18 protein-coding genes and 1 tRNA gene are annotated in these 24,936 nt (G+C 50.3%); 4 read left to right on the top strand and 15 right to left on the bottom strand.

What is annotated here, in order from left to right; translation table 11 throughout:
• Window positions 1-76 precede the first annotated feature (76 nt).
• The 9 genes from Q0W37_RS04700 to pyrR form a co-directional block, all read right to left on the bottom strand.
• On the bottom strand, window positions 77-1,555 hold the full coding sequence (locus Q0W37_RS04700; RefSeq protein WP_297699261.1) for a secretin N-terminal domain-containing protein: 1,479 nt from the start codon (window positions 1,553-1,555) through the stop codon (window positions 77-79).
• A 5-nt stretch (window positions 1,556-1,560) separates the two neighbouring features.
• A complete protein-coding gene (locus Q0W37_RS04695; RefSeq protein WP_297699259.1) occupies window positions 1,561-3,666 on the bottom strand; it encodes a hypothetical protein in 2,106 nt (701 codons plus the stop codon).
• Window positions 3,663-4,262: a type 4a pilus biogenesis protein PilO gene (locus Q0W37_RS04690; RefSeq protein ID WP_297699257.1), complete on the bottom strand. Its 600-nt coding sequence runs from the start codon at window positions 4,260-4,262 to the stop codon at window positions 3,663-3,665. Before Q0W37_RS04690 ends, Q0W37_RS04695 begins: the two co-directional genes overlap by 4 nt.
• Entirely contained in the window at window positions 4,255-4,878 is a 624-nt protein-coding gene (locus tag Q0W37_RS04685) for a PilN domain-containing protein (protein ID WP_297699255.1), read from the bottom strand. Before Q0W37_RS04685 ends, Q0W37_RS04690 begins: the two co-directional genes overlap by 8 nt.
• Complete coding sequence (gene pilM / locus Q0W37_RS04680; RefSeq protein WP_297699253.1) at window positions 4,878-6,023, bottom strand: pilus assembly protein PilM; 1,146 nt, start codon at window positions 6,021-6,023, stop codon at window positions 4,878-4,880. Before pilM ends, Q0W37_RS04685 begins: the two co-directional genes overlap by 1 nt.
• Window positions 6,024-6,121: 98 nt before the next feature.
• Window positions 6,122-7,138 (bottom strand): PilZ domain-containing protein, encoded by a 1,017-nt coding sequence (locus Q0W37_RS04675; RefSeq protein WP_297699251.1) that lies wholly within the window; start codon window positions 7,136-7,138, stop codon window positions 6,122-6,124.
• A 31-nt stretch (window positions 7,139-7,169) separates the two neighbouring features.
• Window positions 7,170-8,450 (bottom strand): dihydroorotase, encoded by a 1,281-nt coding sequence (locus Q0W37_RS04670; protein ID WP_297699249.1) that lies wholly within the window; start codon window positions 8,448-8,450, stop codon window positions 7,170-7,172.
• The gene (locus Q0W37_RS04665; RefSeq protein WP_297699247.1) at window positions 8,437-9,375 is read right to left on the bottom strand and encodes an aspartate carbamoyltransferase catalytic subunit; all 939 of its coding nucleotides are present in this window, start codon (window positions 9,373-9,375) and stop codon (window positions 8,437-8,439) included. The genes Q0W37_RS04670 and Q0W37_RS04665 overlap by 14 nt, the downstream gene beginning before the upstream one ends.
• Window position 9,376: 1 nt before the next feature.
• Window positions 9,377-9,937, bottom strand: a complete 561-nt coding sequence (pyrR, locus tag Q0W37_RS04660) for a bifunctional pyr operon transcriptional regulator/uracil phosphoribosyltransferase PyrR (RefSeq protein WP_297699245.1) — start codon at window positions 9,935-9,937, stop codon at window positions 9,377-9,379.
• Window positions 9,938-10,180: 243 nt separating this feature from the next.
• Here pyrR and Q0W37_RS04655 point away from each other — a divergent pair, with 243 nt between their 5' ends.
• The 4 genes from Q0W37_RS04655 (at window position 10,181) to Q0W37_RS04640 (ending at window position 13,927) form a co-directional block, all read left to right on the top strand.
• Window positions 10,181-10,726, top strand: coding sequence for a peptidylprolyl isomerase (locus Q0W37_RS04655; RefSeq protein WP_297699243.1), 546 nt, complete (start codon window positions 10,181-10,183; stop codon window positions 10,724-10,726).
• 147 nt (window positions 10,727-10,873) lie between these two features.
• Window positions 10,874-10,946 (top strand) — tRNA-Ala (locus Q0W37_RS04650).
• A gap of 109 nt (window positions 10,947-11,055) precedes the next feature.
• Complete coding sequence (locus Q0W37_RS04645; protein WP_297699241.1) at window positions 11,056-11,826, top strand: prohibitin family protein; 771 nt, start codon at window positions 11,056-11,058, stop codon at window positions 11,824-11,826.
• Window positions 11,827-11,959: 133 nt separating this feature from the next.
• Window positions 11,960-13,927 (top strand): M23 family metallopeptidase, encoded by a 1,968-nt coding sequence (locus Q0W37_RS04640; protein ID WP_297699239.1) that lies wholly within the window; start codon window positions 11,960-11,962, stop codon window positions 13,925-13,927.
• A gap of 27 nt (window positions 13,928-13,954) precedes the next feature.
• Here the strand turns inward: Q0W37_RS04640 and Q0W37_RS04635 are convergent, their stop codons facing one another.
• From Q0W37_RS04635 to Q0W37_RS04610, 6 genes are all read right to left on the bottom strand, one after another.
• Window positions 13,955-15,286: a pyridoxal phosphate-dependent aminotransferase gene (locus tag Q0W37_RS04635; protein WP_297699237.1), complete on the bottom strand. Its 1,332-nt coding sequence runs from the start codon at window positions 15,284-15,286 to the stop codon at window positions 13,955-13,957.
• Window positions 15,287-15,297: 11 nt separating this feature from the next.
• Window positions 15,298-15,633 carry a hypothetical protein gene (locus tag Q0W37_RS04630; protein WP_297699236.1) on the bottom strand — a complete coding sequence of 112 codons (336 nt, stop codon included), beginning with the start codon at window positions 15,631-15,633 and terminating at the stop codon, window positions 15,298-15,300.
• A gap of 27 nt (window positions 15,634-15,660) precedes the next feature.
• On the bottom strand, window positions 15,661-18,150 hold the full coding sequence (locus Q0W37_RS04625) for a hypothetical protein (RefSeq protein ID WP_297699234.1): 2,490 nt from the start codon (window positions 18,148-18,150) through the stop codon (window positions 15,661-15,663).
• A 29-nt stretch (window positions 18,151-18,179) separates the two neighbouring features.
• A complete protein-coding gene (leuA2, locus tag Q0W37_RS04620; protein WP_297699232.1) occupies window positions 18,180-19,751 on the bottom strand; it encodes a 2-isopropylmalate synthase LeuA2 in 1,572 nt (523 codons plus the stop codon).
• Between the two features lie 628 nt (window positions 19,752-20,379).
• Window positions 20,380-22,614: a fibrobacter succinogenes major paralogous domain-containing protein gene (locus Q0W37_RS04615; protein WP_297699230.1), complete on the bottom strand. Its 2,235-nt coding sequence runs from the start codon at window positions 22,612-22,614 to the stop codon at window positions 20,380-20,382.
• 12 nt (window positions 22,615-22,626) lie between these two features.
• Window positions 22,627-24,714: an FISUMP domain-containing protein gene (locus Q0W37_RS04610; protein WP_297699228.1), complete on the bottom strand. Its 2,088-nt coding sequence runs from the start codon at window positions 24,712-24,714 to the stop codon at window positions 22,627-22,629.
• Window positions 24,715-24,936 lie beyond the last annotated feature (222 nt).

Below are 24,936 nucleotides of genomic sequence, written 5' to 3'. Positions count from 1 at the left end.
CTTATTTTTTTGTTCTATAAAAAATCCCCGAAGCATTTATCGCTTCGGGGAAATTTCTTTTTAAGTAGGATTTAAACTAGTTCCAGTCTTCCACTTCTTCAGCGGGTGCCGGAGCTGCCGGAGCGCCCTGGCTTTCAGCCGGTGCTTCTGCAGCAGGCTTTTCCTCTGCTTCCGGAGCCTTCGAAGAGGGCAACTTACCCGTTGCAGGCGGTTCAGCATCCTTCGCATTCGGAGCAAGCGACGGTTCAGAAAGCTCAACGTCACCCACATAGTTGCGGATAATACGCGGTGTCACGAAGATAATCAGGTCACGCTTGCCCACCTGCTTACGGGTGTACTTAAACAGATTACCCAAGAGCGGAATATCCTTGAGGAACGGAACACCCGTTTCACTTTCGGTATTTTCGTTACGGGTAAGGCCACCAATCACGACCGTTTCACCGTCAGCCACAACGACCTTGGTCTTGGCTTCCTGGGTACTGATAATAATCTGGCCGTGGTCATCGTAGCTATAGGAGTTGTTCTGAGGATACAGATCGAGCAAGATGCGGTTGTCGCCCGACACGTGCGGAGTCACCGTAAGCTTGATACCCGTTTCAACAAGCTGCGTCGAAGATTCGCCGTTATCGTCAATCACGCGGATAGACACCTTGTCACCCATGAACACCTGGGCTTCGGTATTGTCAAGCGTGGAAACCTGCGGAGACGCAAGCACTTCGGTAGAAGCATCACCCATAATGTTAGCAATAGCGATCTGGAGGTTGTTGTCCAGAAGGCTTGCCGTAATAACGGTATTTCCATCCATCGATGCAGCTCCCGGAACCGACTGAATAACAGCCGATGTACGGGTAGCACCATAAGAAGAACCCGTAGGAACAGTCGTCTGTCCCGGAGTCAGGTTGCCTCCGCGACCCATGGCAGCGGTCCAGTCCACACCGAGGGCACGGGACTTGTCGCTGTTCACAACGACAAGCTTTGCGGTAATCATAATCTGCAAGGTTTCGACGTCCAGTTCGTTCAAAGCCTTTTCCATCTGCTCGATTTTTCCATCGGTATCGTAAACAATAATCGAGTTGGTACGTTCGACCGTAGTAATACGACCGCGGTTAGACTTCATGCTTTCGAGAACCTTCACGAGTTCCTCGGCCTTCGCATGGTGAACCTGGAAGTTCTTACGCACAAGGGGCGCATTCTGTTCGGCCTGGGCTTCCTCATCGGCAATCTTCTTCTGCTTGGCCTGATAGGTACTGGTCCTCTGGATCAAGATGTACTTGTCTTCGACCACCCAGGTCAAATCGTTCATACTGCAAACGATATCCAGGGCTTCTTGCCACGTTTTCTTCGTGATATTCAGGCTCGTCTTTCCCTTGACTTCGGGAGCAAGAATAATGTCGACTTGCGCCACCTTGGACACCGAGTTGAACACAGCCTCGAAATTCATATCGACGAAACTGAAGTCATACAGTTTCGTATTGGGGCCCTTCACCGAACCTTCGGCAGGGGCGGCGGTGGCAAGGCCAATCGCCAGAAGGAGAACAGTCAGTATTTTTGTCATAGTTTTCACTTTGTACCCCCAAATTTATCGGGAAGACTCATGGAGTAGCGACGGCTCACCCCGAATTCCTGGATCAGGAAGAGGACGTCAGTTTGAGTAATTTTAAGAACTTTGCCGTTAAGAATCTTGTCACCTTCCTTAAGCGTGTAGGAAATGGCAGGATTCTTGGATTCGACCAGAATGGCCATCGGGATGTCGGATTCCCAAATGATACCGACCAGTTCCACCTGATCGATGTTGATACCTTCTTCGACAAGTCCCTTAATGTCTACGAACGGATCGCGACGGCCAAAGGAACTGTAAGTCACGCGGTCTTCATAAAGACCTTCAAGCTGGCTTCCAACCGGAGCTGCACTCGGAGTGAGATCCGTTCCGCGTTCCTGGTCAATCTGCTTCAGGCGTTCGGCCTGCACAGAAGAAAGTTCATCGAAGAAACTTACGGAACGACGGTTCACGTAACCCACACGGTTACCGAACTGCACCTTGCGATAAAGCCCCGTAAGATCAAGGCTCACAAGACGTTCGCCAAACACAAGGCGCTGCAATACCTGGGAATTTTCATTCGGAGCCGCATAGAATTCGATTTCATCGGCAACCACAATCAGTTCGCGAATGACAGGACGCAGATGGAACGTCTGCGAACCCGAGATAATTTTCTTGCTATCCTTGTCCAGCTTTTTCACGAATACATCAAAGTCGGGCTTTTCTTCGACTGCTCTCATCCAGTCACGGATAAAGATACCGTTCGGCCTTGCAGACCAGAAAATAAAGCCATCCTTGTTGACGGAATTTTCGGCAACCTGCAAGACAAGCACACCGTCCTGCACCAGCATCACGGGCTTCACCGTATTCTTCAGCTGAATCTTGAGGCCATTTGCACCCCAGGTAACAGACTTCACCAAGGTACCCGCCCCAATCCTAAAGACCGGAGACTTCTGCGGACCGGCAAGGCCCACCGTGATGGTCGAATTCTTATCCGGGCCAGACACATTCTGAATTTCGATCGGGCTATCGGCTACCAGGCGGAACTGTTCCATACCGGAACCGATAAGAACGGTCATTTCGTTCAGATTCGGGAGAAGCGCCGAAATCTTGCCACCTTCGTTAATGGCCTTGTCCAGCTGCTTTTGCTGTTCCGCCAACAGCTTTTCCTGTTCGCGGGCAGCCTTTTCTGCAGCCTTCTTTTCTTCGGCTAAGCGCTTCTTTTCTTCAAGAGCCGCTTTTTCAGCCGCCTTCTTTTCTTCAAGAGCACGCTTTTCAGCCGCTTTTTTCTCTTCGGCCAAACGTTTCTTTTCTTCGAGAGCAGCCTTTTCTGCGGCCTTTTTCTCTTCAGCTAAGCGCTTCTTTTCTTCGGCAGCGGCCTTGGCGGCAGCCTTCTTTTCCTCAAGGGCTTTCTTTTCGGCTGCCTTTTTCTCTTCGGCCAGGCGTTTCTTTTCTTCGGCAGCGGCCTTTTCGGCCGCTTTCTTTTCTTCGAGAGCCTTCTTTTCGGCGGCCTTTTTCTCTTCGGCTAGGCGTTTCTTTTCTTCGAGAGCGGCCTTTTCTGCCGCTTTCTTTTCTTCAAGAGCCTTCTTTTCGGCGGCCTTTTTCTCTTCGGCTAGGCGTTTCTTTTCTTCGAGAGCAGCCTTTTCTGCCGCTTTCTTGTCAAGTTCGGCCTGCTTTTCGGCAGCCTTCTTGCGATCGGCAAACAACTTGGAAAGCGTCCAGGACTTGCCACCCTTGTTCTTGTACTTGATCAAGAAGTTGGACTTGTCCAAGGCAATTTCATTCTTGTCCGTCGTGATAGAGGCTCCCACCGCCATTTCGAATTTCAGGAACGGAGTTCCCTTGTAGGCGTCCTTGAACACGCGGATGGACTTGACAAACTTGGACTCCAGATCGACAGCAAATTCGCCCTCACCAAGAGCAAATTGCGTATCGGAGAAACCAATGGTCAACTTTCCGGAAGCAGCATCGTACTTTTGGAAGAATGTCGGCAGGTTCTTTTCTGAAGCAAAGACGAATACCGATTGGCATCCCTTCGCATCGCAAGCCAGGCGAACATCCTTAATTTGGGCCGCAAAGGATACAGCAGCCAAAGACATCATCAAAAAGAGGAACTTACATTTCATCATTTGCCCACCTTCTTGGATGTATAAGTGGTCAAGTTGAAAGTCACCGACATCGTAATCGGGGTCCAGCCATGGGTTTCCGCCTTCTGGATTTCAGCAGCGATGCCCGAATAACGGCTAAGCCTCAGGTTCGATATGGAGGTCGGATAATTGAAGTTCGCGATTTCGGCAAACAGGTAGCCAAGCATGTGGTAACCGGAATTAACCGCAATGGAATAACGGTTTTCCTTGTAATGTTCCTTTTCTGCCTGTCCTTCGGGATTGAACTTCTGAATTTGAACGCCCGAGCTACGAAGCACGGAATAGAGGTCCTGCAAACGAAGCGGAACCTTTTCTTCTTCGGGGAACATTTCCTTCAGCTTTTCGAAATCCTTTTCAGCCTGCACCAATTGCATTTCGAGTTCGGCTACGCGATGCTTTTTCGCATTAATCTTGTCGAGTTCCGCCTGAGCCGAATGGAGATCCCTTTCCAAGGCTTCACGCTGAAAAACAAACGGGTCCCAAATGTAATTGTACACCAAATGCGCAGCCGCCATAATCAGGAGGCTTATGACAATAGCGTATACGTTTCTTTTGTCTTTAAGGTCTATCTTACCCATGATCACCCTCCCCAAGGTCAAGGTCCTGTTTCAAGACCACCTTGATGGTGAAATTATAGGCTTCTTCGCCGTCCACCTTCGTGGTGGCTATCGTGACCAGAGATACATTTTCAACACTCACCTGCTTTTCGAGTTTGACCATGTATTCTGCAACTTCCGAGAAGTCAAAGGTAACGCCCCTCATTTCCAGATCGTATTCGCCCAACTGGTTTACGCTTTGCAACCACATGTTGGGAGGAAGCACCGAGGATATATTTTCGAACAAAATAACCCAGCGTTTCTTACTTGTCTGGATGGACTTAAGAGCATTAATCTTGGTATTGATGACCGCCTGTTTCTGTTCCAGGTCGCTAATCTTACCCAGAAGCGGACGTTCACGGTCCACCTCTTCCTGCACTCGGGAAAGTTCATTTCCCAAATCAGCAATGATTTCACTCGTGTAGGTCTGCAACATAGCGACCGCAACAATAGCGACAATAAGCGCCACTGTAGGCCAAATGATGCGACGGTCTGTAACCCAGGTGAAATCCTTCTGCTTTCTACGGTACTCCGGCGGAAGCAGGTTAATGGATATCGCCAAGGAGTTTTTAACAGGTTCTTTTTTCTTAGACGCCATTAGAACTTCCTCATTGCGAGACCCAGTGCGGGAGCATAGATGTTTGACAACGCCACAGAGATTCCACTTTCACCAAACACCTTGGAGTCACAGGGAACCAGCCTAAACGGGTTAATGGTGTCGGTTTCGTAACCGGAACGTTCGGCAATAAATTCCTTCAGTCCCGGGGCAGCGGCACCACCACCACCAAGCAAGATCTTATTCAACGGCTTGGAATCTTCGGACGAAGAGAAATAACGGATACCGATATCGATCTGCGCCATCAGGTCCTCGTATGCCAGTCTAAGCGCGGCCTCGACTTCGGCTTCCGAAAATCCATCCACCACCGACAGATCGCCGTTGCTCAAAATTTCATGACACTTATCAGAGTCAATGCCCAGGTTCATGCAGGTCTTGCTAATCACCATATCCAAAGAACCGCCGGCCATGGCACGCATCGAATGGAAGGTTCCGTCCTGGACAAAGGCGACACTCATTTTCTTTTCGCCAATGTTGAAGACTGCGACCGTCGCGTCTTTCTCACTATCTTCGACCGTTGCGACGTATGCGTTCAGCAAGCCAAAAATATCGACATCCAGCGCTGCCAGTTTGACCCCGCGACGACTAAAGAATTGTGCCCAGGAATCAAGCAGGGCGCTCTTGGCTGCCACCACATTCACCTTGAGTTCGTCATTTTCGCGGGAGGACACTTCATAGTCCAGAACGTTGTCCTGGTCATCGAAGGGCGGACGGGATTGGGCAGTCTGAAGAATAATAGCCGCCTCATTGCCATTCTTAGGAACCTTCACCGCAATCTTATCGACCAGAACACCACCGGCACCGGCGCCGCAGTTCACGGAAGCCACTACGTCGCAGGAATCGTCAATCGGGTGACGTATCAAGAGCTTGTTCAGCGCATCCGAAAGCAGTTCAGCGCCATCCTTTTCACGCTGGCCCTTGTCGTCGGTGGGGGCATCGCCTTCGCGAACTTGAATTTCGCCGTTGACTATAGCTCCATCGGGGACACGCTCTAGATCTGCATCTACTACAATCTTATTTCCGGTTGCGCCATGCAGCACCTTGACATACTTGATGCTGAAATGACCAACATCAATGCCTACGGTTTCGCGCATTCCACGGATTTTAGAAATCAATCCTAAAGCCAAAGTTAACTCCGATTGTAAAACAATACCTTACTAATTCTACCTTTATAAAAGCCGAATGTCAAGCGAAATTTTCATCTAAGTCGTTGAAAATGAAGAAGTTAGGCCTCTTTTACCCTTTTTTGGGCCTGTTTTTTTGCCTTATTCGCCTCAAATAGATACTGCAGCACCCTTTCCTGGGTCCAACCGAAGGCTCCGTGGAACGATGCCGTGAGGCAGAAGTAGTTCGGATAGTCCTTATTTTTGTGCCCCAGATTACGCAAAATCTCGATTTCGACGTTTTCTTCGCCAAAACTGGGGAGTTCAAACTGGATGCGCAGATGCTGCCCCGGGTAACATTCCCGAGGGAATCCGATCATAATACCGCCTGCAGACAAATCCAAAAGCATACCGCCAGTGGTAGAACCGTCATCAAAGATGGCCGTTACAGGAAACGCCACCTGTTCACGAACCCAGCGACGCAACTGACGCTTGTCAAGTAAAGACGAATGCGGCAACACCAGGATACCGGGTTCCACATAGCGCACGACCAGATTGGTAGAATAGATAGCATCGTCTGGACGGGTCCAGCGTACCGTAATTTCGCGGTTTGCAAACGCAGCGAGGCTCCCGTCGTTACCGTCGTAGGAAATTGCCCATTCCTTTTCGTTGCGGCGAACGATTTCGGAGCGTTTTACGACCGTTCCGTTTTCGAGAATGATGTCGATGCGGTCGCCCTCATTGAACTGGCGCGTCGAGAAGACCTCGGACAGCGGGTTCGAGGCTGTAAAGTCCAGCTTGTTACGAAGGCGGGCGACGGCTTCCAGAGTTTCATCGCGCACGGAAAAAACTCCCTTGCGGAAATCATAGAACGCCGCCACGGCCTGTTCAAACAAGCCCGACGAATTCAGGATCGCATCCTTGTTTTCAAATGAGGACGCACGAATAATCTTATCCAGAGTCCGTTTTTCTTTGTCCGTAAAACCAACCGCAGCCACCTTATCGTCAAACGCCTTGGTGCCAAACATTTCTTCGTTCTCGCGACGGTACTCGATGCGACGTATTTCAATCAGCACCAGCAGCGCGAGACACATGCAGACGATAAACGCAATCCAGATAATGTGCAGCGGATTAATCATTATTTGGTAGACAGTAGAAAGTAGACAGTGGTTAGGACAGCTCTGTCCAGACTCCGTTGATGTAGGTTGCAAGAATCGATGACGGGAGTTCCTTGCCAAGGAACGGAGAATTGCAGACATGGCCCGCGAAGTCGCTTTCGACGACCACGTGCGGTTTATCTGCAGCAAGCACGACCACAGCGGCGGCATGGTTTTCGCCACGGACCGCGTTCGCCAAACGAGCAGGAGCCGTCGAGAGAAGTTCGATAGCACGAGCATCGCCCACGCGTTCGCTCAGCTTCTGCCAGATGGCTGGCAGCGCAATTTCAAGAGAGAGTGCACCCGGTACGGAATCTTCGAAGTTCACCACCTTATCCTGACGGAGCACCGGCGTATGGTTCATGCTGATGGCGTTCACCGTACCGTCTTCAATTCCCTTCCACAACGCCTCGCGGTCTGCAGCGGAGCGAATCGGCGGCAAGATATGGTAAGCAGAGTCGAGCGATTCAAGGCAGGAATCGTCGAGTAGCAAATGGTAAAGACCGACATCGCAGGTCACATCCATTCCCTGCTTGCGGGCGTTACGAATCAAGTCCAGAGTTTCGCCGCAAGTCACCTGCTTGAAGTGGACCGGCACCTGCAAGAAGCGAGCCGTTTCGAGCACCGTGTATGCCGCAATCGTCTCGGCGATGCGAGGGATGCCCTTCATGCCAAGCATGTCGGAATAGGCGCCTTCGTGAACGCATCCGCTGTGGCGAAGCGTCTTGTCCATCGGCTGGAAGAAGAAGCGCTTGTCCGTCATCTTGCCGTATTCCATGGCAAGGCGCAGGAAACGGGAATGAGGAATGGCGGCATTTCCATCACCAAAACCAGCAACTCCCGGAGCAAGTTCCATCATCTCGGCAAGGCTGTCTGTACCAAAGCCCTTGCTGTAGGCGCCGAGGAAGCGGATGTTATAAAGAGACCCTCCATGACCCTCATTTAAATCGCAGGGTCTACGATTATCTGCTGCGGTCAACTTATCGACATCGTCAATCGGGTTCGCTGCACTTTCGTAGAGAGCTCCATAAAAGCCACCTCTACGCATCGCATCTACACCGTCGACATAGGTATAGACATCGTCGCGTAGCGGTTCCATAAAATCAACGCCAAGAGCAAAGAGCGCAGGCATTACAAGCGCACCATTGCAGTCATATTCAAGAGTGTCTTCGTTGCTTGTGGAACCCGTCAGGCGGACTTCATCTCGCAGTTCAAAGGACTTGCCGTTCCAGAACTTCGCATTTTTCAAGACAACATTTGCAAAATGTTCATAACTAGGCTTACGAGTTTTCATTGCGGCCTCCAGCCAAAAGGAAGAGAACGGCCATACGGACTGCAACGCCGTTGGTCACCTGATCAAGAATTACAGAGTGTTCGCCATCGGCGATGTCGGAATCGAGTTCCACGCCGCGGTTGATCGGCCCCGGATGCATAATGATGACCTTGTCCTTGGCGCATTCCAAGAGTTCTTCCGTGATGCCGAACGTGTTGCGGTATTCACGCATGCTCGGGAGAAGCGCGTCGTCCATGCGTTCTTTCTGCAAGCGGAGCGCGATGATGGCGTCGGCATTTGCGACAGCCTTTTTCACATCCGGTTCCCACGTCACGTGGTTCATGAGGTCGGTGTTGCGCGGCACCAGGGTGCTAGGTCCGCAGAGTGTCACATGGGCGCCCATCGTGGACATGCCCCAGAGGTTACTGCGAGCCACGCGGCTGTGGCGGATATCGCCAATGATCGTGACGTTCTTGCCTTCGAGCGTTCCGAGCTTTTCTTCAATCGTGAGCATGTCGAGGAGCGCCTGCGTGGGGTGCTCATGCGCACCGTCGCCCGCGTTCACGATAATCGCGTTGCTGTGTTCGGCAAGGAACTTCGGGACACCCGTCCCCTTATGGCGGACAACCACGATATCGATTTTCATAGACTCGATGTTCCGGAGCGTATCGACGAGGGTTTCGCCCTTCTTGACGCTGGAATTGGAACTCGTGAAGTTCACCGTGTCGGCAGAGAGTCGCTTTTCGGCGAGTTCGAAGCTCGTACGCGTACGGGTGCTGTTCTCGAAGAAAAGGTTCACCACCGTAAGGCCGCGAAGCGACGGAACCTTCTTGATGGGACGTTCCAAAATTTCACGGAACTGCTTGGCGTTATCGAGGATAGTACGGATATCCTGCTTGGACACGCCCTGGAGTCCAAACAAGTGTTTAATCTGAAGCGCGCTCAACTTAAGCCTCCACTTCTACAAGGTAAACGGAATTTTCTTTGTCGATCGGTTCGATCTGTACACGGACTTCCTGATCCTGTGCGGTTTCAACCGTAAGTCCCACGCAATCGGGGGCAATCGGGAGTTCGCGATGTCCACGGTCCACCAGCACACAAAGGCGGATGGCAGAGGGACGTCCGAGGTCGAGGATCGCCTGCATGGCGGCACGCACCGAGCGGCCCGTATAAAGCACGTCGTCCACGAGAATCACCGTCTTGCCTTCTACAGAGGCTGGCATTTCGGTAATGCGCATTTCACTGGAACCCATGTGGGTGCGATAGTGGAAATCGTCGCGGTAGAAGGTCGCATCGAGGCTCCCCATCGGGACAGTCTTGTTAAACTTTTGGCTTAAGCGCTCGCAAAGCTTTTTCGCGAGAGGGATTCCGCGGCTTGCCATGCCGAGCACCACCATGTCGTCGGCAGTCGGATGCATCTTGGCAAGCTTTGCCGCCATTTCGTCGAGGGCGAATTCCATCGCCTGCGCAGACAGCAATTCTCTGATCTTTTTGCAGTTGTCTTTCATATAGGTATCAGGTCGGTCGCAAAGCGCCCTCTGAGGTTCGAGGTCACTCGCGCCGTTCGTTTTGAGTTTTTCTGCTAGAAATTAGTTTTTTTCTTGACTTTTTTTTTGGAAAAGTTGTAAAACACCCCTATTTTTTATATATATAAGGAAAACAACATATTACGCTTTTTGCTAGAGACTATTCCTTTCAAACTCGCAGCTCAAAGCGTAGCGAGCTCATTCCTCACACCTATAGGAGATTCTATGTTCAATCAGCTGGGTAAACCGGAAGCAGGCGAAACCATCGCCATCATGAAGACCAACCACGGCACCATGAAGTTGCGCCTTTTTGAAGAACTCGTCGGCGAATGTGCCACGAACTTTATTGAACTCGCCAAGCAGGGCAAGTATGACGGAGCCCCGTTCCATCGCATTATCAAGGATTTCATGATCCAGGGTGGCGACTTCACGAACCGCAACGGTACCGGCGGACACTCCGCCAAGGGCCCCGGCACCACGATTGGCGACAAGTACGACCCGCGTCTCACCCACATGCGTGGCGCTCTGAGCTGGGCAAAGACTGCCATGCCGAACTCCATCGGTAGCCAGTTCTTCATTGTTCACGGCGACAACGTGCATTTCTTGGATCACGACCAGGTTGGCCCCGGCCCCGCCGACGGCTACTCCGTATTCGGCCAGCTCTATGAAGGTTTCGAAGTCCTCGACGAAATTGCAGGAGTCAAGACCGACCGCCGCGACGCACCGTTCGAAGACGTGATCATCGAATCCGTGACGATCGAAAAAGCATAACAGCATAAGACACTTGTCTCTTGAAATTTGCCCGCCCCAAGCGGGCTTTTTTAATGGAATCGTAGAACTCAAAAAAAAATTTCATTTTTTTTCATCCTTCCCCCTTGACAAGCAAAAATATTTCTTCTATATTTGGCGTGTCCTTTCGGGGTTATAGCTCAGTTGGTAGAGCGCCTGCATGGCATGCAGGAGGTCAGGAGTTCGACTCTCCTTAGCTCCACTGAAAAAGAGCCGTTTGCAATAAGCAAACGGCTCTTTTTTTGCATTTCACCTTATGTCCCACACACCAAATAGGTAAATTTCATACGAAACAAAAAAGGAAGCACTCCATGAAAAAATCTCTACTTATTGCCATCACAGCAGCATTCACCCTCTTTGGATGCGCCCAGATCGACGAAACTGAACGCGGCGTCGTTCTCCAGTTCGGAAAATATAACGAGACCTTTGAGCCCGGTCTAAACTTCTACAACATTATCACCAAGGAAGTCATCCGCATCCCCGTATGCACGCAACTCGAAACCGTCAAGATCGAATCCGGCTCGAAGGACCTGCAGACGGTTTACGTCGGCACAAACGTGAACTACCACGTGGATCCGGAAAATGTGGGCCGAATTTATTCAAAATACGGGACCCACTACGTTTCGACGGTACTCCAGCCCAAGATCAAGGAAACGATTACCGGAATCACTCCGCAGTACGTCCCCGAAGAAATGCTCCAGAAACGCGAAGAAATCCGCAGTCGCATGGAATCGGCGCTCAAGTCGAAACTCGACTCGGCAAACGCCCACATTATCATCGACGGATTTACCATCACGGAATTCCAGTTCAGCCGAGCCTTTAACGAAGCTATCGAAGCGAAACAGGTCCAGGAGCAGGAAGCCCTGAAAGAAAAGAACATTAAGATCAAGATGGACTACCAGAACGAACAGCGTGTTGCAAAGGCTAAAGCCGACTCTGCCGTCATAGCCCTCCAAATGGAGGCCCTTAAGAAACAGAACGGCAAGGAATACCTGATGCTCAAGTGGATTGAAAAATGGGACGGAAAACTCCCGCAGGTCAACGGAAACGACAAAATTATTCCCATGTTCAACATGCAATAGGCCTGTTCCCGAAGAATCGCAGACAAACTTGTAACATTTTTGTATTTTTTATTTCATGATGACAATTTGGAATAAATTCACCAAACTTACACATAAAAAAACAATCCTTGGCATCGCCGGATGCCTTGCCCTAATGTTCCCCGCCTACGCGGAGGAATGCAACGAAGAAACGATGGACGCCTTCGCCTACGAAGACTGCATCAAGGCAAAGTCTGGCGAAAAGGTTTCTACCACCAATTACGGGGCCGCTACACAGGGTAGCGAGGCCGGAATAGACAACGCCGACGGCATGGAACAGAAGACCGTCCTTAAGCCGGACGCCCCGACCTACCGTCCGTTCGAGCGCGACGCTTACCTGACCTCCAGTTTCGGAGAAAACCGTGGCACCCGCTACCACGCCGGTTTCGACTATTCTACCCAAATGGAAGAAGGATGGCCGATTTACGCCCCCGAAGACGGCAAGGTCGTAGAACTTCGGGTATCGCCGTTCTTCTACGGAAAGCTCATGCTCTTTAAGGGCAAGAGTGGCAAGACATGGGCTTTTGCACACCAGAGCAGTTTCGGAAAACTGGACGACCTGATCAGCAAGAAGCAATACGCGAGCAAGAAAAACGACGTCATCATCAAGCCGGGAACAAGCTACAAGAAAGGCGACACACTTACCTTTGCAGGGAGCACCGGTATCGGCAACCCACACCTTCACCTGGAAGTTCGCCTCGACAACGACCGAGTCATCAACCCCGTACTCGCAGGAGTTGTCATCGCCGATACGATGGCTCCGCAGATTTTCGGCGCCGCCGTCTGGCAGGGCAACCACCTCGCCATTACAAGTCCCGAAGCAATCGACAAGGGTTGCGTCGAAACTCCGGTAAAAAACGAATTCAACCTGAACATGGCTATCAAGGTTGCAGACTACAGCCGCGAGCCCAAGGAAAATCCGATGTCGGTACGCCGCATTACCGTATGGCGCTACGACGAAAAGATTTTCGACGAATGGCTCGACACGCTGCGATATAGCAAGATGGCACAGATTCGCGACCAGCTGCTGTGGGCCGAAGAAGCGGACACCGCAGGCGACTGGCACGTGATAAACGCAAAACTCGCTCCGCTTTCCACCTACACCCTCGAAGTGGAAGACTTCAACGGAAATGTCACGAGCAAGAAATTCACGTTCCACGCCCGTTGCAAGAGTGACCAAAGCATTACCCTTACCAAGGTACAGACGTCTCCCCTATTCACTTTCCTCAGCCGTCCGATGCTTGACCTGTTCCGTTGCAAGAACGGAATGAAATTTACGGCAATGACTGGCGACAAGGTTATCGAAGAAGATATGTGCAAATCCTTCAAGCCAAGACCGATTACCCTTGGGCGCATCCTTGAAATCTACCCTGAAATGACAAGCATCCGCTATACTGCAGACGCGGGCTCCACAGGCGATGGCAAGGCTGTCGATGAAACCATCTCGATTTACGCATTTAACCAGTACCAAAGAAGCGTGAACTGGACCACCAAAATAGGTAACGTCGGCATCACGCAGAAAATCACGGGCATTCCTACCGGACGCGACACGACGAAAAAGATTCTAGCCGTCACCCGTACACGTACCGACAGCCTCGACTACTTCGAATTCCACCCCAAGGGAATGCAGCTAAAGGATTGGACCGTCTGTATCGAAAACAGCGAAAACAACTATCCGCTTTACTGGCTTGGCGAAACTAGCCGCAACTGGTTTATCTTTAGCAAACAGACCAAGGGCAAGAACCGTTGCGCCACGACGAACGAACTGCGCGACATTACAAACATCAATAACGAAGAAGCACCGATCCTCGGATTCCCCTACTGGGGAGACATGTTTATCAACGGAATCCGTCAGCCCGCCTTGAGAATTCCGCTGATATTCAAGTACGACGGCATTCCCGACGGAAACGCACTCTCGGTCAAGGTCGGGAACAAATGGATTGCCGCGGAATACGACTCCGAGCCACGTGAAATTGTTCTCGAAGGTGAAAAAATCCCCGAAGCAGGCGGCAGCATCAACATCAAGCTCGTCGACGAAGCCGGCCACAAAGCCAGCTACGACATTGATGTGCCTGAGATGTAATTATATCTAAAAAATTCAAATCGAACTTTAGCGGTCGGCCATGCGGCGGACCGCTTCTTTAAATAGCGCAGGTTCCTGCAACAAGCTAATCACCACCCAGCCGTCTTCGTCAAAATCAAAGAAGAAGCCGGGCTGAACCAGCACATGTTTTTCCTTGAGCAAGCGAAGCGTGATTTCTTCGTCATCTTCACCGAGGCGTACCACCGCGTACCAGCCGCCCAGAACTTCGGGGCAGTACTTTGAAGGGAACGCTTCTCGGAGCGTCTGCCAATTTGCAAGCAGGCGTTCCATGACTTGAGCCTCGTAAGCAGAAGCCTTGGGCAACAGCGACATACCGAGAGCCTGCGCCGGAGCGGATACGCTCAAGTAAGCGTCTTCCACGAATTCAAGTGCAGCACGTATTTCTTCAAATTTTTCGCGTGGCGCATAGAAAGCCATCCATCCAAGCTTAAGTTGCGGCGAGCCCACAGCCTTGCTCAGGCCGTTCAGCCAGAATATCGGGCACTTGGGACCATTCTCGGGAAGGTTGACGAAATCGTTACCGCCTGCATCCCACATATTTCTTTCACCTCTCGTCTGTAGCGAGCCTGCGAGCGTTCTCTCGTCTAATACGTACTTCCATGTCCGCGAAACTTTATTCGAAAAGCCGTAATCGCCGAAGACTTCGTCGACCACGAGAATCATGTCGTTTTCTTCGCAAAAGCGTACCGCCAAATTCCATTCTTCGCGGGAAACGCAATGGCCCGTCGGATTATGTGGCGAGACCAGCAGCAGGACTTTCGCTTTTTCCGGAGCAGCCAACAGACTGTCGGAATCTAGGACAAAGCGGAAAGCATTCGCTTCGGCTGGCGCAGAGCGTCGCTCAGCGCCCCTTTTAAGATCGGTAAGCTTGCGAGCGTTCTCTCGTCTAAGTTGCAGAAAATACGGCGCACATTCCAAATGCTCCAATTGCGCAAGCGTATCCAAGAGCGGATACCCCGGCATTGGCGTCAGAATCACGTCTCCCGGATCGCAGAATGTCTTGAACAGAACAGAATACGCTTCGCTCGTACTTGCGGTCAGAATAATTTGCCCTGCAGTAAAGTTTCCGCCGCGTTCACGGTAATACTCCACCACCGCTTCGCGAGCAGACTTCCAGCCCGCCGCATCCGGATTCCAGCAGCCAAAAGAACCGCGGCCGTCATCGACAGCCGCATCCAGGTCTATCGGGAGTCCCGCCTTTACAGGCGAACTTACCGTCATGTCAATAAACGAGAGTTCCCCAGCCAAAGCATCCTTTCGGGCTTCAGCTTTTGCATTTTCCAGTTCGGCAAAGAACGGTGACGGAGACAAATCTTTAGGGAGTCGCGAAGAAAGCATAGCTTAAAAAATCACTTCTTTCTACGCAGGAATCCCGCAAGCGCCACCGCGATAATAATTCCCGCAGGGAGCACCACCGCAATCGTCAAAAGGATCAGTTTCTGCAAGTCGGAAAGACCCTTGAGCGAGTTCTTGAAATCCTTGAGTTTGGCAATCAGGCCAGACTTTGCTGTAGCCCCTTCCGCAGAGTTTTCGGCCAAATCCTCGGAGCCGGCGAAGGCATCGATTTTCGGGAAAAGAGCGAACAACTTGCAAGCAGATTCCTTGACAGGACCTGCAAAACGCCCCGCATAAGCGCAGGCCTTGTCGTAGCGTTTCTTGAAAGGGCGTTTCAGTTGTTCGAGCATAGGAGCCTCCGTTTTTTCAAAGCACGTTTACGGAACAAATATTTTTAGACTCTTTCCGTTATAGCGTAAAATATACATTCCGCCACGGGAAAGCGGAATCGACATCCGTTCAGTCGAGACCACTTCACGCTTTACCAGGTTCCCCTGGACATCAAACAGAGCTACAGCCTTGTTCAGTTCCAGTCCTTCCAAATGAAGCTGATTTGCAGTTACAGAATAACGCAAAGGCACCGAATTTGCCACCACACGAATACCGACGGTTGACGAAGACGACTCCACATCGTTTTCCGAAGAACTCGAAGAGCCTTTCCTGTGCGCAGTGTATTTTGCAAAAACCGACGTATCCGATTTTACCACAAGCGTTTTGCAATCCAGACTCCACGATTCAAAGGTGTAATCGTATAATTCATCGGATTCCTGAGTCGGATTTTCAGGGCACTCAACTCCCACCTGCCCATAATAAGCCTGGGTACACTTGAAATAGGATTCATTCAAATTGAAGCATACCGTACGATACCGAACCGTCGAATCATAAACGGCCTTATAGGTCTGATTTCCATAGACCGGCGAAATTTCGGGAGTCCAACCGATAAACTTGTAGGCATACTTGGTTTCAGCCGAATCCCTGAACAGAGGCGTCCCCGAATAGGCTGGAGTCCTTCCGTACCCCACATCATTGAACACCTGCAAAATCGTATCGTTGTAATCCTTGAAGGTCACGGTAAAGAACAGGCCCTCTATATTTTCAAGCAACGCATAGACGCTCGTATCCCTCGTAAATACATTGTCGGCCGCCACATCAACCATTTTATCGCCGTTCTTGAACTGCCAATTTTTCAGGGCCTTTCCGCTAGAGGGGTCTGGAATGCTATCGCCCCAAACCGCATGACCATCGCAGTCCGTATAGACCGTATCGAAAGGCATCCCGTTCACATAGCGCGCAACACTGTACGAAGGACGCCGTCCGTCAACAGCAAGCAGCGGATACGCTCCACCATTGCACCAAACGCCTTTATTTCCCTTCTGACGAAACTTTGTATTCAATAGCCAAGTAAACTTCGGAGACTTCATCAGGGACTTGTCGATTCCCGAAGTATCCCTCGGTACATCGGTCTGGAGCAAAACGGAATCGTAGTAGTTGTAGTGATGAGTGCCATCGACGAGAACAATATTGTAGAGGGGATTCTTGTTTCCTTTTCCCGACAAATAGTTGATCGCCACGAACGAGTTATCGACATAACCCGAATCTATGCCGACTAGGCCACCCGTATAGATACTCCCCGACTTTTCGGATTTTGTCGATATACCAATACTGGTTGCCCTGACGCCACATTCATCGATCGATCCCCCTTTCGACTGTCTTGCAACAATTCCACCGGCATAGGCCTCGGGGGAAATACCAAATCCATTGTCGCCAAGGTTTGTCTGGATTAACTTTCGCTCACTGTCCTCCATTCCGTAAAAGCACTTGGAAATCGTACCACTGTTAAGCGCCGCAATACCGCCAAGCGAAGCCCCCTGACCCGCCCAGGTATATCCGATGGATCCCGTATATTGCGCCCACGCCACAGCACCCCGGTTATCGGCGACAATACCACCAACCATTCCGTCGTAGGTTTCCATATCGCCGGTCATCTTGACATACTCTAGCGTGCCTTCGTTCAAGCCACAAATACCCCCAAGCATCGAGGGAACATCTTCTATAAAATCGGATTCGTTGATTGAATTGGAAACATTCGCCTTATTTGCCCCGACTACGCCCCCCATGTACATCACGACATTCGAAGCGTGCGGCGGCAAGGCGAGGCTATCGACACGTGCATTCGACACCAGTCCATAGTTCAGGCCGGCAACACCGCCAACAAAGTAATACATCAGGTAGCCGTTCACCAAGACCTTTGATGACTCAATGGAAGTCTTCGTAGAAGTGCTCCCCTTCGCCAAGGCTGCAGAGGCGATTACGTTTACGCTATCGATAACGCCCCAGTTCACCCCTGCAATTCCGCCAACGATAGAATAGAATTTTGGCGTATACTTGGTAAAGTTTTCCAAAGTCATCAGCGTATCGCTGCCAAGGTGGTTTGCCGTGATGACAAAATCCCTAATCGTCAAATTCTTGACAATAGCCCCCGCGCCCACGAACCGGAAAAAGCCGTTATACACGGAATCCACTTTTTCGAGAGCATTTTCAGAACGAGCCCCGATAATCGTCTTGCCATTACCGTCGAAAGTCCCTTCATAAGCGAGATTTTGCGAAAGACCGATCGGAGTCCAATAGTTCGTATCGCCCGATACCGAATCCCAGAGAACAATATCGTTCTTCAGGATGGCATTCACCTGAGTTTCACCCTCAGCAACCGTCTTGGAAAACCAAGCAAGTTCTTTCGCCGAAGAAATCTCGTAATAAAGCTTTCCCTCTAGGAAAGCCTCATCAGGTTCAACCGCGAAGTCTGACCAATCTGCGGCAAAGGCCACAACAGCAGCCATTACCGATGCAACAACGAAACGTCGAAACATTTCTCCTCCTTATTTACCCCAATGATATGTTATGCTTTCTTATACAGCAAGTTCACGCCACCGAAGAGTGCGCGCATGTTCGCCTTGAGCGTATCGCTGCTTACACCGCGGCCTTCAACTTCAGCGCCGTTCGCCTTCAGCACGATGCGGCTGAGGCCTCGGCCCGCCCACATCTTGTCCTTTTCAGGCACCACGAGCTGGCGGTATTTGACGAGTTCGACCGGCATGCCGATTTCGCGCATGAGCATGAGGGCAGCCTCGATCGGGCCTTCGGCCGTCACGGACTTCACCAAGGCTTCGCCATCCTTCTTGAAGTGGAAGATAAAGCGGTTTTCGTCGGGAATGACCTCGATGTTGTTGAACACCAGACGGCCGTTCACATTTACGAAATGCTCGCGGAACACATCCAGCACGCGTTCGGCAGAGAGTTCGCCTTCCTTTTCGCTGCAAGCTTTCAGAATCGGCTGCAGTTCAGCTGCTTCGGCGAGCGACATCTTGTAGCCGAACTTCGTGATGATTTCGTACACGGCGGTACGGCCACTCTGGCTTGTAAAGCTGAGGGAATCGTTCTGGTGACGACCGATGATGGAGTAGTCGATCGGGCGGTAGGCGCCCTTCTTCATGTCCTTCGTCTTGCTGGCGCCATCCTGGTGGATGCCGCTACGGTGCACAATCGCTTCGGCACCGATCAGCGGTGCGCGGCTGTAAATGCTGATGCCGGACCACTGGGAAATCAAGATGGCCGTTTCGTAAATGCGCTCCATGTGCAGGCCCGTATTCACGCCGGAATTGTGCAGGCCTACAGCGACTTCGTAGAAGTTCGTGTTACCGCAACGTTCGCCAAGGCCGTTCAGGGCCACTTCCAGCTGGGTCGCACCCACAAAGAAGCTTTCGACCGTGGCGGCAGTCGCCATGCCGAGGTCATTATGACAATGCACAGAAATGGTCACGTTCTTCGGGATCGCTTCATAAACCTGCTTCACCTGGTTCACGTACAGGAACGGACGATAGCGTTCCACCGTATTCGGCAGGTTCAACGTCGTCGCACCGGCTTCGACCACGGCCTTCAGCACGTCAATCACAAAATCCATGTTTTCGAGGCAGTCGCCAAAGTGTTCGGCGCTGAATTCCACGTCACCCTTGTCACCCACGAGCGACTTCGCAAACTTCACGCAATGAACGGCCTTTTCCTTCACCTGTTCCGGAGTCATGTGCAGCACATGTTCCATGGACAAGGGGCTTGTAGCCAGGAAGGTATGGATACGCGGATGCGGAGCGTACTGCACCGCTTCCCAGCAACGCTGGATATCGCTTTCCACGCAGCGGGCGAGGCCAGAGACCACGATGCGCTTCGCGACTTCGTCGCCTTCTTCGGCCATCTTGGCGGTCAGCTGGGCAAGTTCCTTACACGATTCAAAATCCATCTCGCTTGAAGCCGGGAAACCGACTTCGGCGCCCTGCACGCCGAGTTTCAAGAGTTGCAGGTACACGTCCTTTTTCTGGGCATTGTTCCAGGGCTTCGGAAGAGCCTGGTTACCGTCACGCAGCGTGACGTCGTAAAAGAAGGGTTGTCTTTCAATCGTGTTCTTATTCTCGTTCATCTTTTATCTCCTTGCCAGTCCAACAAGGCGGCAAGCTCATTTTTCGTCTAAAAAATAGAAATTTGACTCAAAAACGAAAGCCCGCGTCCTTATTGGAGCGGGCAAAACGGTTTAAGTTGGTTTAAATCCTTGGGTTAAAACTCTAAAATCGTCTTGAACCTATGCTTAAAAACCGGCTTGCGCTCCAGCGCAACGTCCTAGTAGGTTAATAAGTCGTAGATTCTTCTTCATCATGCCCATAATGTAACAAAATACAAACCTCTTGGCAAGAGTACCGTGAGCCACAAGCGACTCATCTTAATGAGTCGTGGTGGCGAGAGGACTGGCTCCAGAGTAATAAACTCGTAGAGCCTAGCCAGTCCGGTCTTATCGTGAGCCACAAGCGACTCATCTTAATGAGTCGTGGTGGCGAGAGCACGAGCCAGCGGGAAGAACCGACTTATTTGCAGCTCGTGCGGTCGTGTTTGGCAAGAGCCTTGCCCCAAAAGAAAAATCCACTGCCGGAGGTGACAATGGATTTTCGCAGCGCTCGACCCGAGGTCCCTACGCTGTTACAACAAATATAGCACTAATTCAAAAAAAACGCAACAGGTTTATTGCTAAAAAATTTTTATAGCAACAAAAATGACTATTCCTTATCTGATACCTTATCCTTAATGCAACGGACACTCAACGCAAAGTTTTTTTCAAGATAATTTAGGAGTTCAAAACCGGATTCTTCGTTAAACATTCCAAAAAAGTACCCATCCAATGATGTTTTATTGGTAGACAACCAAAAACCAGTGAAACTACCGCCATAGACATAATCTCCCGTAAAAGGCCTCATTCCAGCAGGAAGCCCCGTAAATCCAACATCATCCGAACCACTACCCGATTCCATTTTCCCAGTATTTTCAAAATAACCCCACCCCGACTGAGCCTTAAGAACTTTGCCCAAGGAATCGGCATCTATGATGGCCGTAAAATCGTAAAATTCCTCTATACTAGGCAAGTGCCACCCCGGCGGACAAACACCCTGCACATCACCGGAAAACTCACAGAAACCCGCGAAGCCACAAGTCATCGGATTTTCTTTGTCCGTAGCATACTTTACAGAGTCTATAGCAGCAGCCCAATTATACAAGCGCCCCCCGACATCACAATTCGACTCAACGTCATCATAGCACCAGTTACGTCCTTTAAGGCTAGGCGTTGCAACGCTATCGGCATAATTGAGGTTTTCCGCCATCCATGTCTGAGCCATTTCGCCCTTTCCAATGACAACTGTCTTGTAAACCTTGTTGTCACGCGGGTCAGTCATAGAACCGTACTTGATTTCTGGATTAAGGCGAAATTCCTTCGGCACAGTCCAATCCCAATCCATCAAACTTGTCCAACCCTGAGTCGAACAATAATACTTGTTCAAATCATTGACAACACCGCTAACAATAGTGTTCAATACAGATTTCGAACAGACCAAGCCAAGGGTGTCATAAGCAATCGTCTCAGTCACTTCAACCCAATCAAGGTTTTCACAAGTATAGAAACGATCATCCTCAGGGCTTCTGCCAATGGAGCCTTCCAATTTGGTGGTGCATCCCTTCAAGCCGGTCGTCGAATCGTTTTCAGTCGCATAAAGCCACTTTCCCAGTTTTTTGTCAAACTTGTAGAATCGATCCGTAACATCTCCTTTTTTCAGTTTTCCATCGGAGCCGTCTTTCCAGCTCCTTGTATCCACCACAATATCTTCGGCAACCTTCCAGGCTCCGCTCTTACAGATAAAGCGCGTTGTCGTTCCATAGACGGCACTATTTTCATTCTCTGTAGCGACAATTTCGCCTTCACGCTTTTTCGTACAATCACCAATGCCGTAGGTCGTCGCCCAGAAATGACGCATGTATTTTTCAAAATCCGGCACGGTCTTGCTTAGTTTCCAGCCCTCTACATTCTTACGGAACTTGGCGTATCGTCCGGCACTGTCCGCCACCATGGCCCAGTCGGCAATGCGAGTCTTTACAGAATCAGCCACCGCAGCATTCCACAAGCCATCTGCCGCGATATCATCCGATATTTCCGTAAGCAGCACCGAAAGAGCGGTTTCGTTCGAATCCCCCTGCAACAGAATCGATATCGCAAGAAGAGCGGCATCAGCATCGGTACTCCCGAACACATCCCAGTCTTCGGAAGAGCCCACGAATCCAGCCGTGTCGATATAGAATTCGCTCATAATTTCGGCCTGAGCCTGTCGCTTTGCCTGTCTCATATTCAGCTTTTCTTTCACAACCAGATTATAGACGCGGTTATGTTCTAGGTGCGTAAGCAAATTCACGTTTGCCGACCGACGCATCAACACATTCGTATACGCCTGCAGCTGAATTGCCGTCGTGGTAGGTTTTCCAGTCACTTCATTACGATACTTGCCGTTTACAACGACTAGCGCATACTGGCTCACAAGGTTTCGCGACGTAAACTTGTAGCGACCATCATCGCTTGTGATGTTGCTTGTAAAGTTGCCGTTCGTCTGCTTTAAGGTGCGTCCATCCGAAAGTTCGTAAAGATAGACCATCGAACCTTTGAGGAAGGGGCCTTTCTGCGAATAGCCCACCAAGGAATCAATCTGTACCGCTTCCTCAACACTATCTCCGGACACCGTTTCCGTTTTTTCTCCTGCAGTCACGAACCAGTCGCCATCGACACACACGAGAATGGAGGATTTGCCCTTTACCATCGCCTGATCGCCCTCGTTTTCGCTTTCGCACTCAGGAAGATCCGTTTCACTTTCCACCACATTCATTTTTTCTACGACAACCTCAGTCGAGTCTTCGCTACACGCAGCAAAGAAAAACACCGTAGTCAAAAGACATTGAAGTACAAACTTTTTCATTTTCTTTCTCACTTAATCTCTGTCTTGAATGCAGCGAACACTCATCCCACAACTTTTGCTATAATACATATTTACAAACGACACACCTTCGTCTGTTGAGTTAGCACTTATGGATATCAGGAACGCATCGTTTTCGTCATCTTCCGTAGACATCCAGACCGAAGCCAATACACCGTCCAAGCCAAATTTCCCGGCTGAATGGTAAAAGCCTGTGGGCAGCATCGAAAGGCCGACAATATCTGTTCCCCCTTTACCACCATTCCAGCCTGTCTGCGTAATATAAGCAGAACCCAACTCGACATCGCCAACAAGCTCCGTCATCGCAACGACTTCCGCATAACGAGGCAAATGCCAACCTTCAGGGCAAATGCCCTGCACACGCCCCGAAAGATTACAAACGTTCAATTCACCACAACGCATCGGATGATTTTCGTCAGTAGCAAGTCTTACGGAATCAATCGCAGCAGACCAACTGTACAAGCGTCCTCCGACATCACAATGCGCCTCTACATTGTCAAAGCACCAATTACGTCCCTTAAGACTGGGCGTTGCGACACTGTCGGCATAATTCAAGTTTTCAGCCATCCAGGTTTGCGCCTTTTCACCCGTTCCGATCGTCACAATTTTATAGACCTTATTGTCTCGCGGGTCTATCATGGAATCATACTTGATATCAGGATTAAAGCGAGCTTCCTTAGGAACATCCCAATTCCAATCCATCAAGTTCACCCAACCTTTCGCCGTACAGTAATACTGATTTTTCTTAACAACAGCACCGTCAATCTTTTTACCCAACGTTTTTGAAGAACATTTAGCGTCAAGCGTATCAAGCATAAATTCGTCAACGCCACTCCACTCGCGGTTTTTGCAAAGATACCAGGAACTATCCACCTTGCCATATCTTTTCGACTTGTCCGTTTCGATATTTTTAGAACAGAATCCAAGCGCAATTTCTACATTGGACGCCTTATGCCAAGCCTCCTTTTCCTTGTCATAGAAATAGGTCCTTCTAGTCACGTCCCCTAGTCTGGATTCACCATCCTTTGCGCCCAGCTTCCATTGGTAGGTATCCTTTTCTAAATCCGAGGCGGTTTTCCAAGCACCATCCTTGCAGACAAAGCGGGTTTTTGTTCCATAAGAATCACTTAGTTCATTCTCCGTGGCAACCACTTCACCTTCGCTTTTCTTATCGCAATCTTCAAAACCGTACTGTTTTGTCCAATAGCGACGCACATGCTTTTCAAATTCGGGCACCGTATCGCTCAAGCCCCAACTTTTCACATTCTTGCGGAATATCGCAAGCCTACCGGAAGTATCCGCCGCCATAGCCCAATCTGCAATACGCGTCTTGGTCGCATTTGCGTTAGCTCCGTTCCATTCACCATCCTCGGCCATATCCGCCACGATTTCAGTCAAAAGAACCGAAAGGGCCGTTTCGTTCGAATCGCCCTGCAAAAGAATGGATACAGCAAGGAGGGCCGCATCGGCATCGTTCTTACCAAACACATCAAGGTCTTCGGATTCCGCCTTAAAGGAGAGCGTATCGATATAGAATTGACTCAGGATTTCGGCCTGGGCTTGTTTCTTGGCACCACGGACGCTCAATTTTTCGTGCGTCACCAGGTAATACACACGTTCCTTTTCCAAATGCGTCAGCAGATTCACATTTGCCGACTTGCGCATCAGCATATTGGTATAGGCCTGCAGCTGAATCGGCGTGGTGGTAGGCTCCCCCGTCACTTCATTACGGTATTTTCCTTCTACGACAAGCATCGCGTATTGGCTCTTGAGGTCGCGCGAAGAAAACCTGTAACGGCCATCATCTCCCGTGATGACGCTCATAAAGTTGCCATTCGTCTGCTTTAACGTTTGCCCATCGGAAAGTTCGTAAAGGTACACCGTGGAGCCTTTCAGAAACGGACCTTTCTGGATATAGCCCGACAAGGTATCAAGTGAAATCGCCACTTCATCGGAACGTTCTACGGTCGCCACCCACTTGGCATCGACACACACATAAATCGTCGAATCCGCTTTTACAAGAGCGCGGTCCCCCGTATTTTCATCGGAGCATGAATCGAGTTCAGCGAAAGTTTCGACCACAGACAAGGGATCATGAACAACTCGAGTCGACTCTTCACCGCAAGCAATGAAAAGAAGAACGACCGAAAACGCTAAAGAGCCAACAAACTTATGGAAAAAAAACGAGGGACGCATAAAAGACTTATCTTTTTATGTGTAATTTACATATTTCTTTATCTATTTTCAACATAAAATAATGAAAAGCTCCCGGATGAAACATCCGGGAGCCACTCCACACAAAGT

Source organism: uncultured Fibrobacter sp. (assembly GCF_947166265.1).
GTDB lineage: Bacteria > Fibrobacterota > Fibrobacteria > Fibrobacterales > Fibrobacteraceae > Fibrobacter.
This window is presented reverse-complemented; position numbering and strand designations above follow the sequence as displayed.

What these genes read in the sequence shown, in the direction of transcription:
- Q0W37_RS04700 (WP_297699261.1), bottom strand. Translation starts at nt 1,555, where the DNA reads ATGACAAAAATACTGACTGTTCTCCTTCTGGCGATTGGCCTTGCCACC.
- Q0W37_RS04695 (WP_297699259.1), bottom strand. Translation starts at nt 3,666, where the DNA reads ATGATGAAATGTAAGTTCCTCTTTTTGATGATGTCTTTGGCTGCTGTA.
- Q0W37_RS04690 (WP_297699257.1), bottom strand. Translation starts at nt 4,262, where the DNA reads ATGGGTAAGATAGACCTTAAAGACAAAAGAAACGTATACGCTATTGTC.
- Q0W37_RS04685 (WP_297699255.1), bottom strand. Translation starts at nt 4,878, where the DNA reads ATGGCGTCTAAGAAAAAAGAACCTGTTAAAAACTCCTTGGCGATATCC.
- Q0W37_RS04675 (WP_297699251.1), bottom strand. Translation starts at nt 7,138, where the DNA reads ATGATTAATCCGCTGCACATTATCTGGATTGCGTTTATCGTCTGCATG.
- Q0W37_RS04670 (WP_297699249.1), bottom strand. Translation starts at nt 8,450, where the DNA reads ATGAAAACTCGTAAGCCTAGTTATGAACATTTTGCAAATGTTGTCTTG.
- pyrR (WP_297699245.1), bottom strand. Translation starts at nt 9,937, where the DNA reads ATGAAAGACAACTGCAAAAAGATCAGAGAATTGCTGTCTGCGCAGGCG.
- Q0W37_RS04655 (WP_297699243.1), top strand. Translation starts at nt 10,181, where the DNA reads ATGTTCAATCAGCTGGGTAAACCGGAAGCAGGCGAAACCATCGCCATC.
- Q0W37_RS04645 (WP_297699241.1), top strand. Translation starts at nt 11,056, where the DNA reads ATGAAAAAATCTCTACTTATTGCCATCACAGCAGCATTCACCCTCTTT.
- Q0W37_RS04640 (WP_297699239.1), top strand. Translation starts at nt 11,960, where the DNA reads ATGTTCCCCGCCTACGCGGAGGAATGCAACGAAGAAACGATGGACGCC.
- Q0W37_RS04635 (WP_297699237.1), bottom strand. Translation starts at nt 15,286, where the DNA reads ATGCTTTCTTCGCGACTCCCTAAAGATTTGTCTCCGTCACCGTTCTTT.
- Q0W37_RS04630 (WP_297699236.1), bottom strand. Translation starts at nt 15,633, where the DNA reads ATGCTCGAACAACTGAAACGCCCTTTCAAGAAACGCTACGACAAGGCC.
- Q0W37_RS04625 (WP_297699234.1), bottom strand. Translation starts at nt 18,150, where the DNA reads ATGTTTCGACGTTTCGTTGTTGCATCGGTAATGGCTGCTGTTGTGGCC.
- leuA2 (WP_297699232.1), bottom strand. Translation starts at nt 19,751, where the DNA reads ATGAACGAGAATAAGAACACGATTGAAAGACAACCCTTCTTTTACGAC.
- Q0W37_RS04615 (WP_297699230.1), bottom strand. Translation starts at nt 22,614, where the DNA reads ATGAAAAAGTTTGTACTTCAATGTCTTTTGACTACGGTGTTTTTCTTT.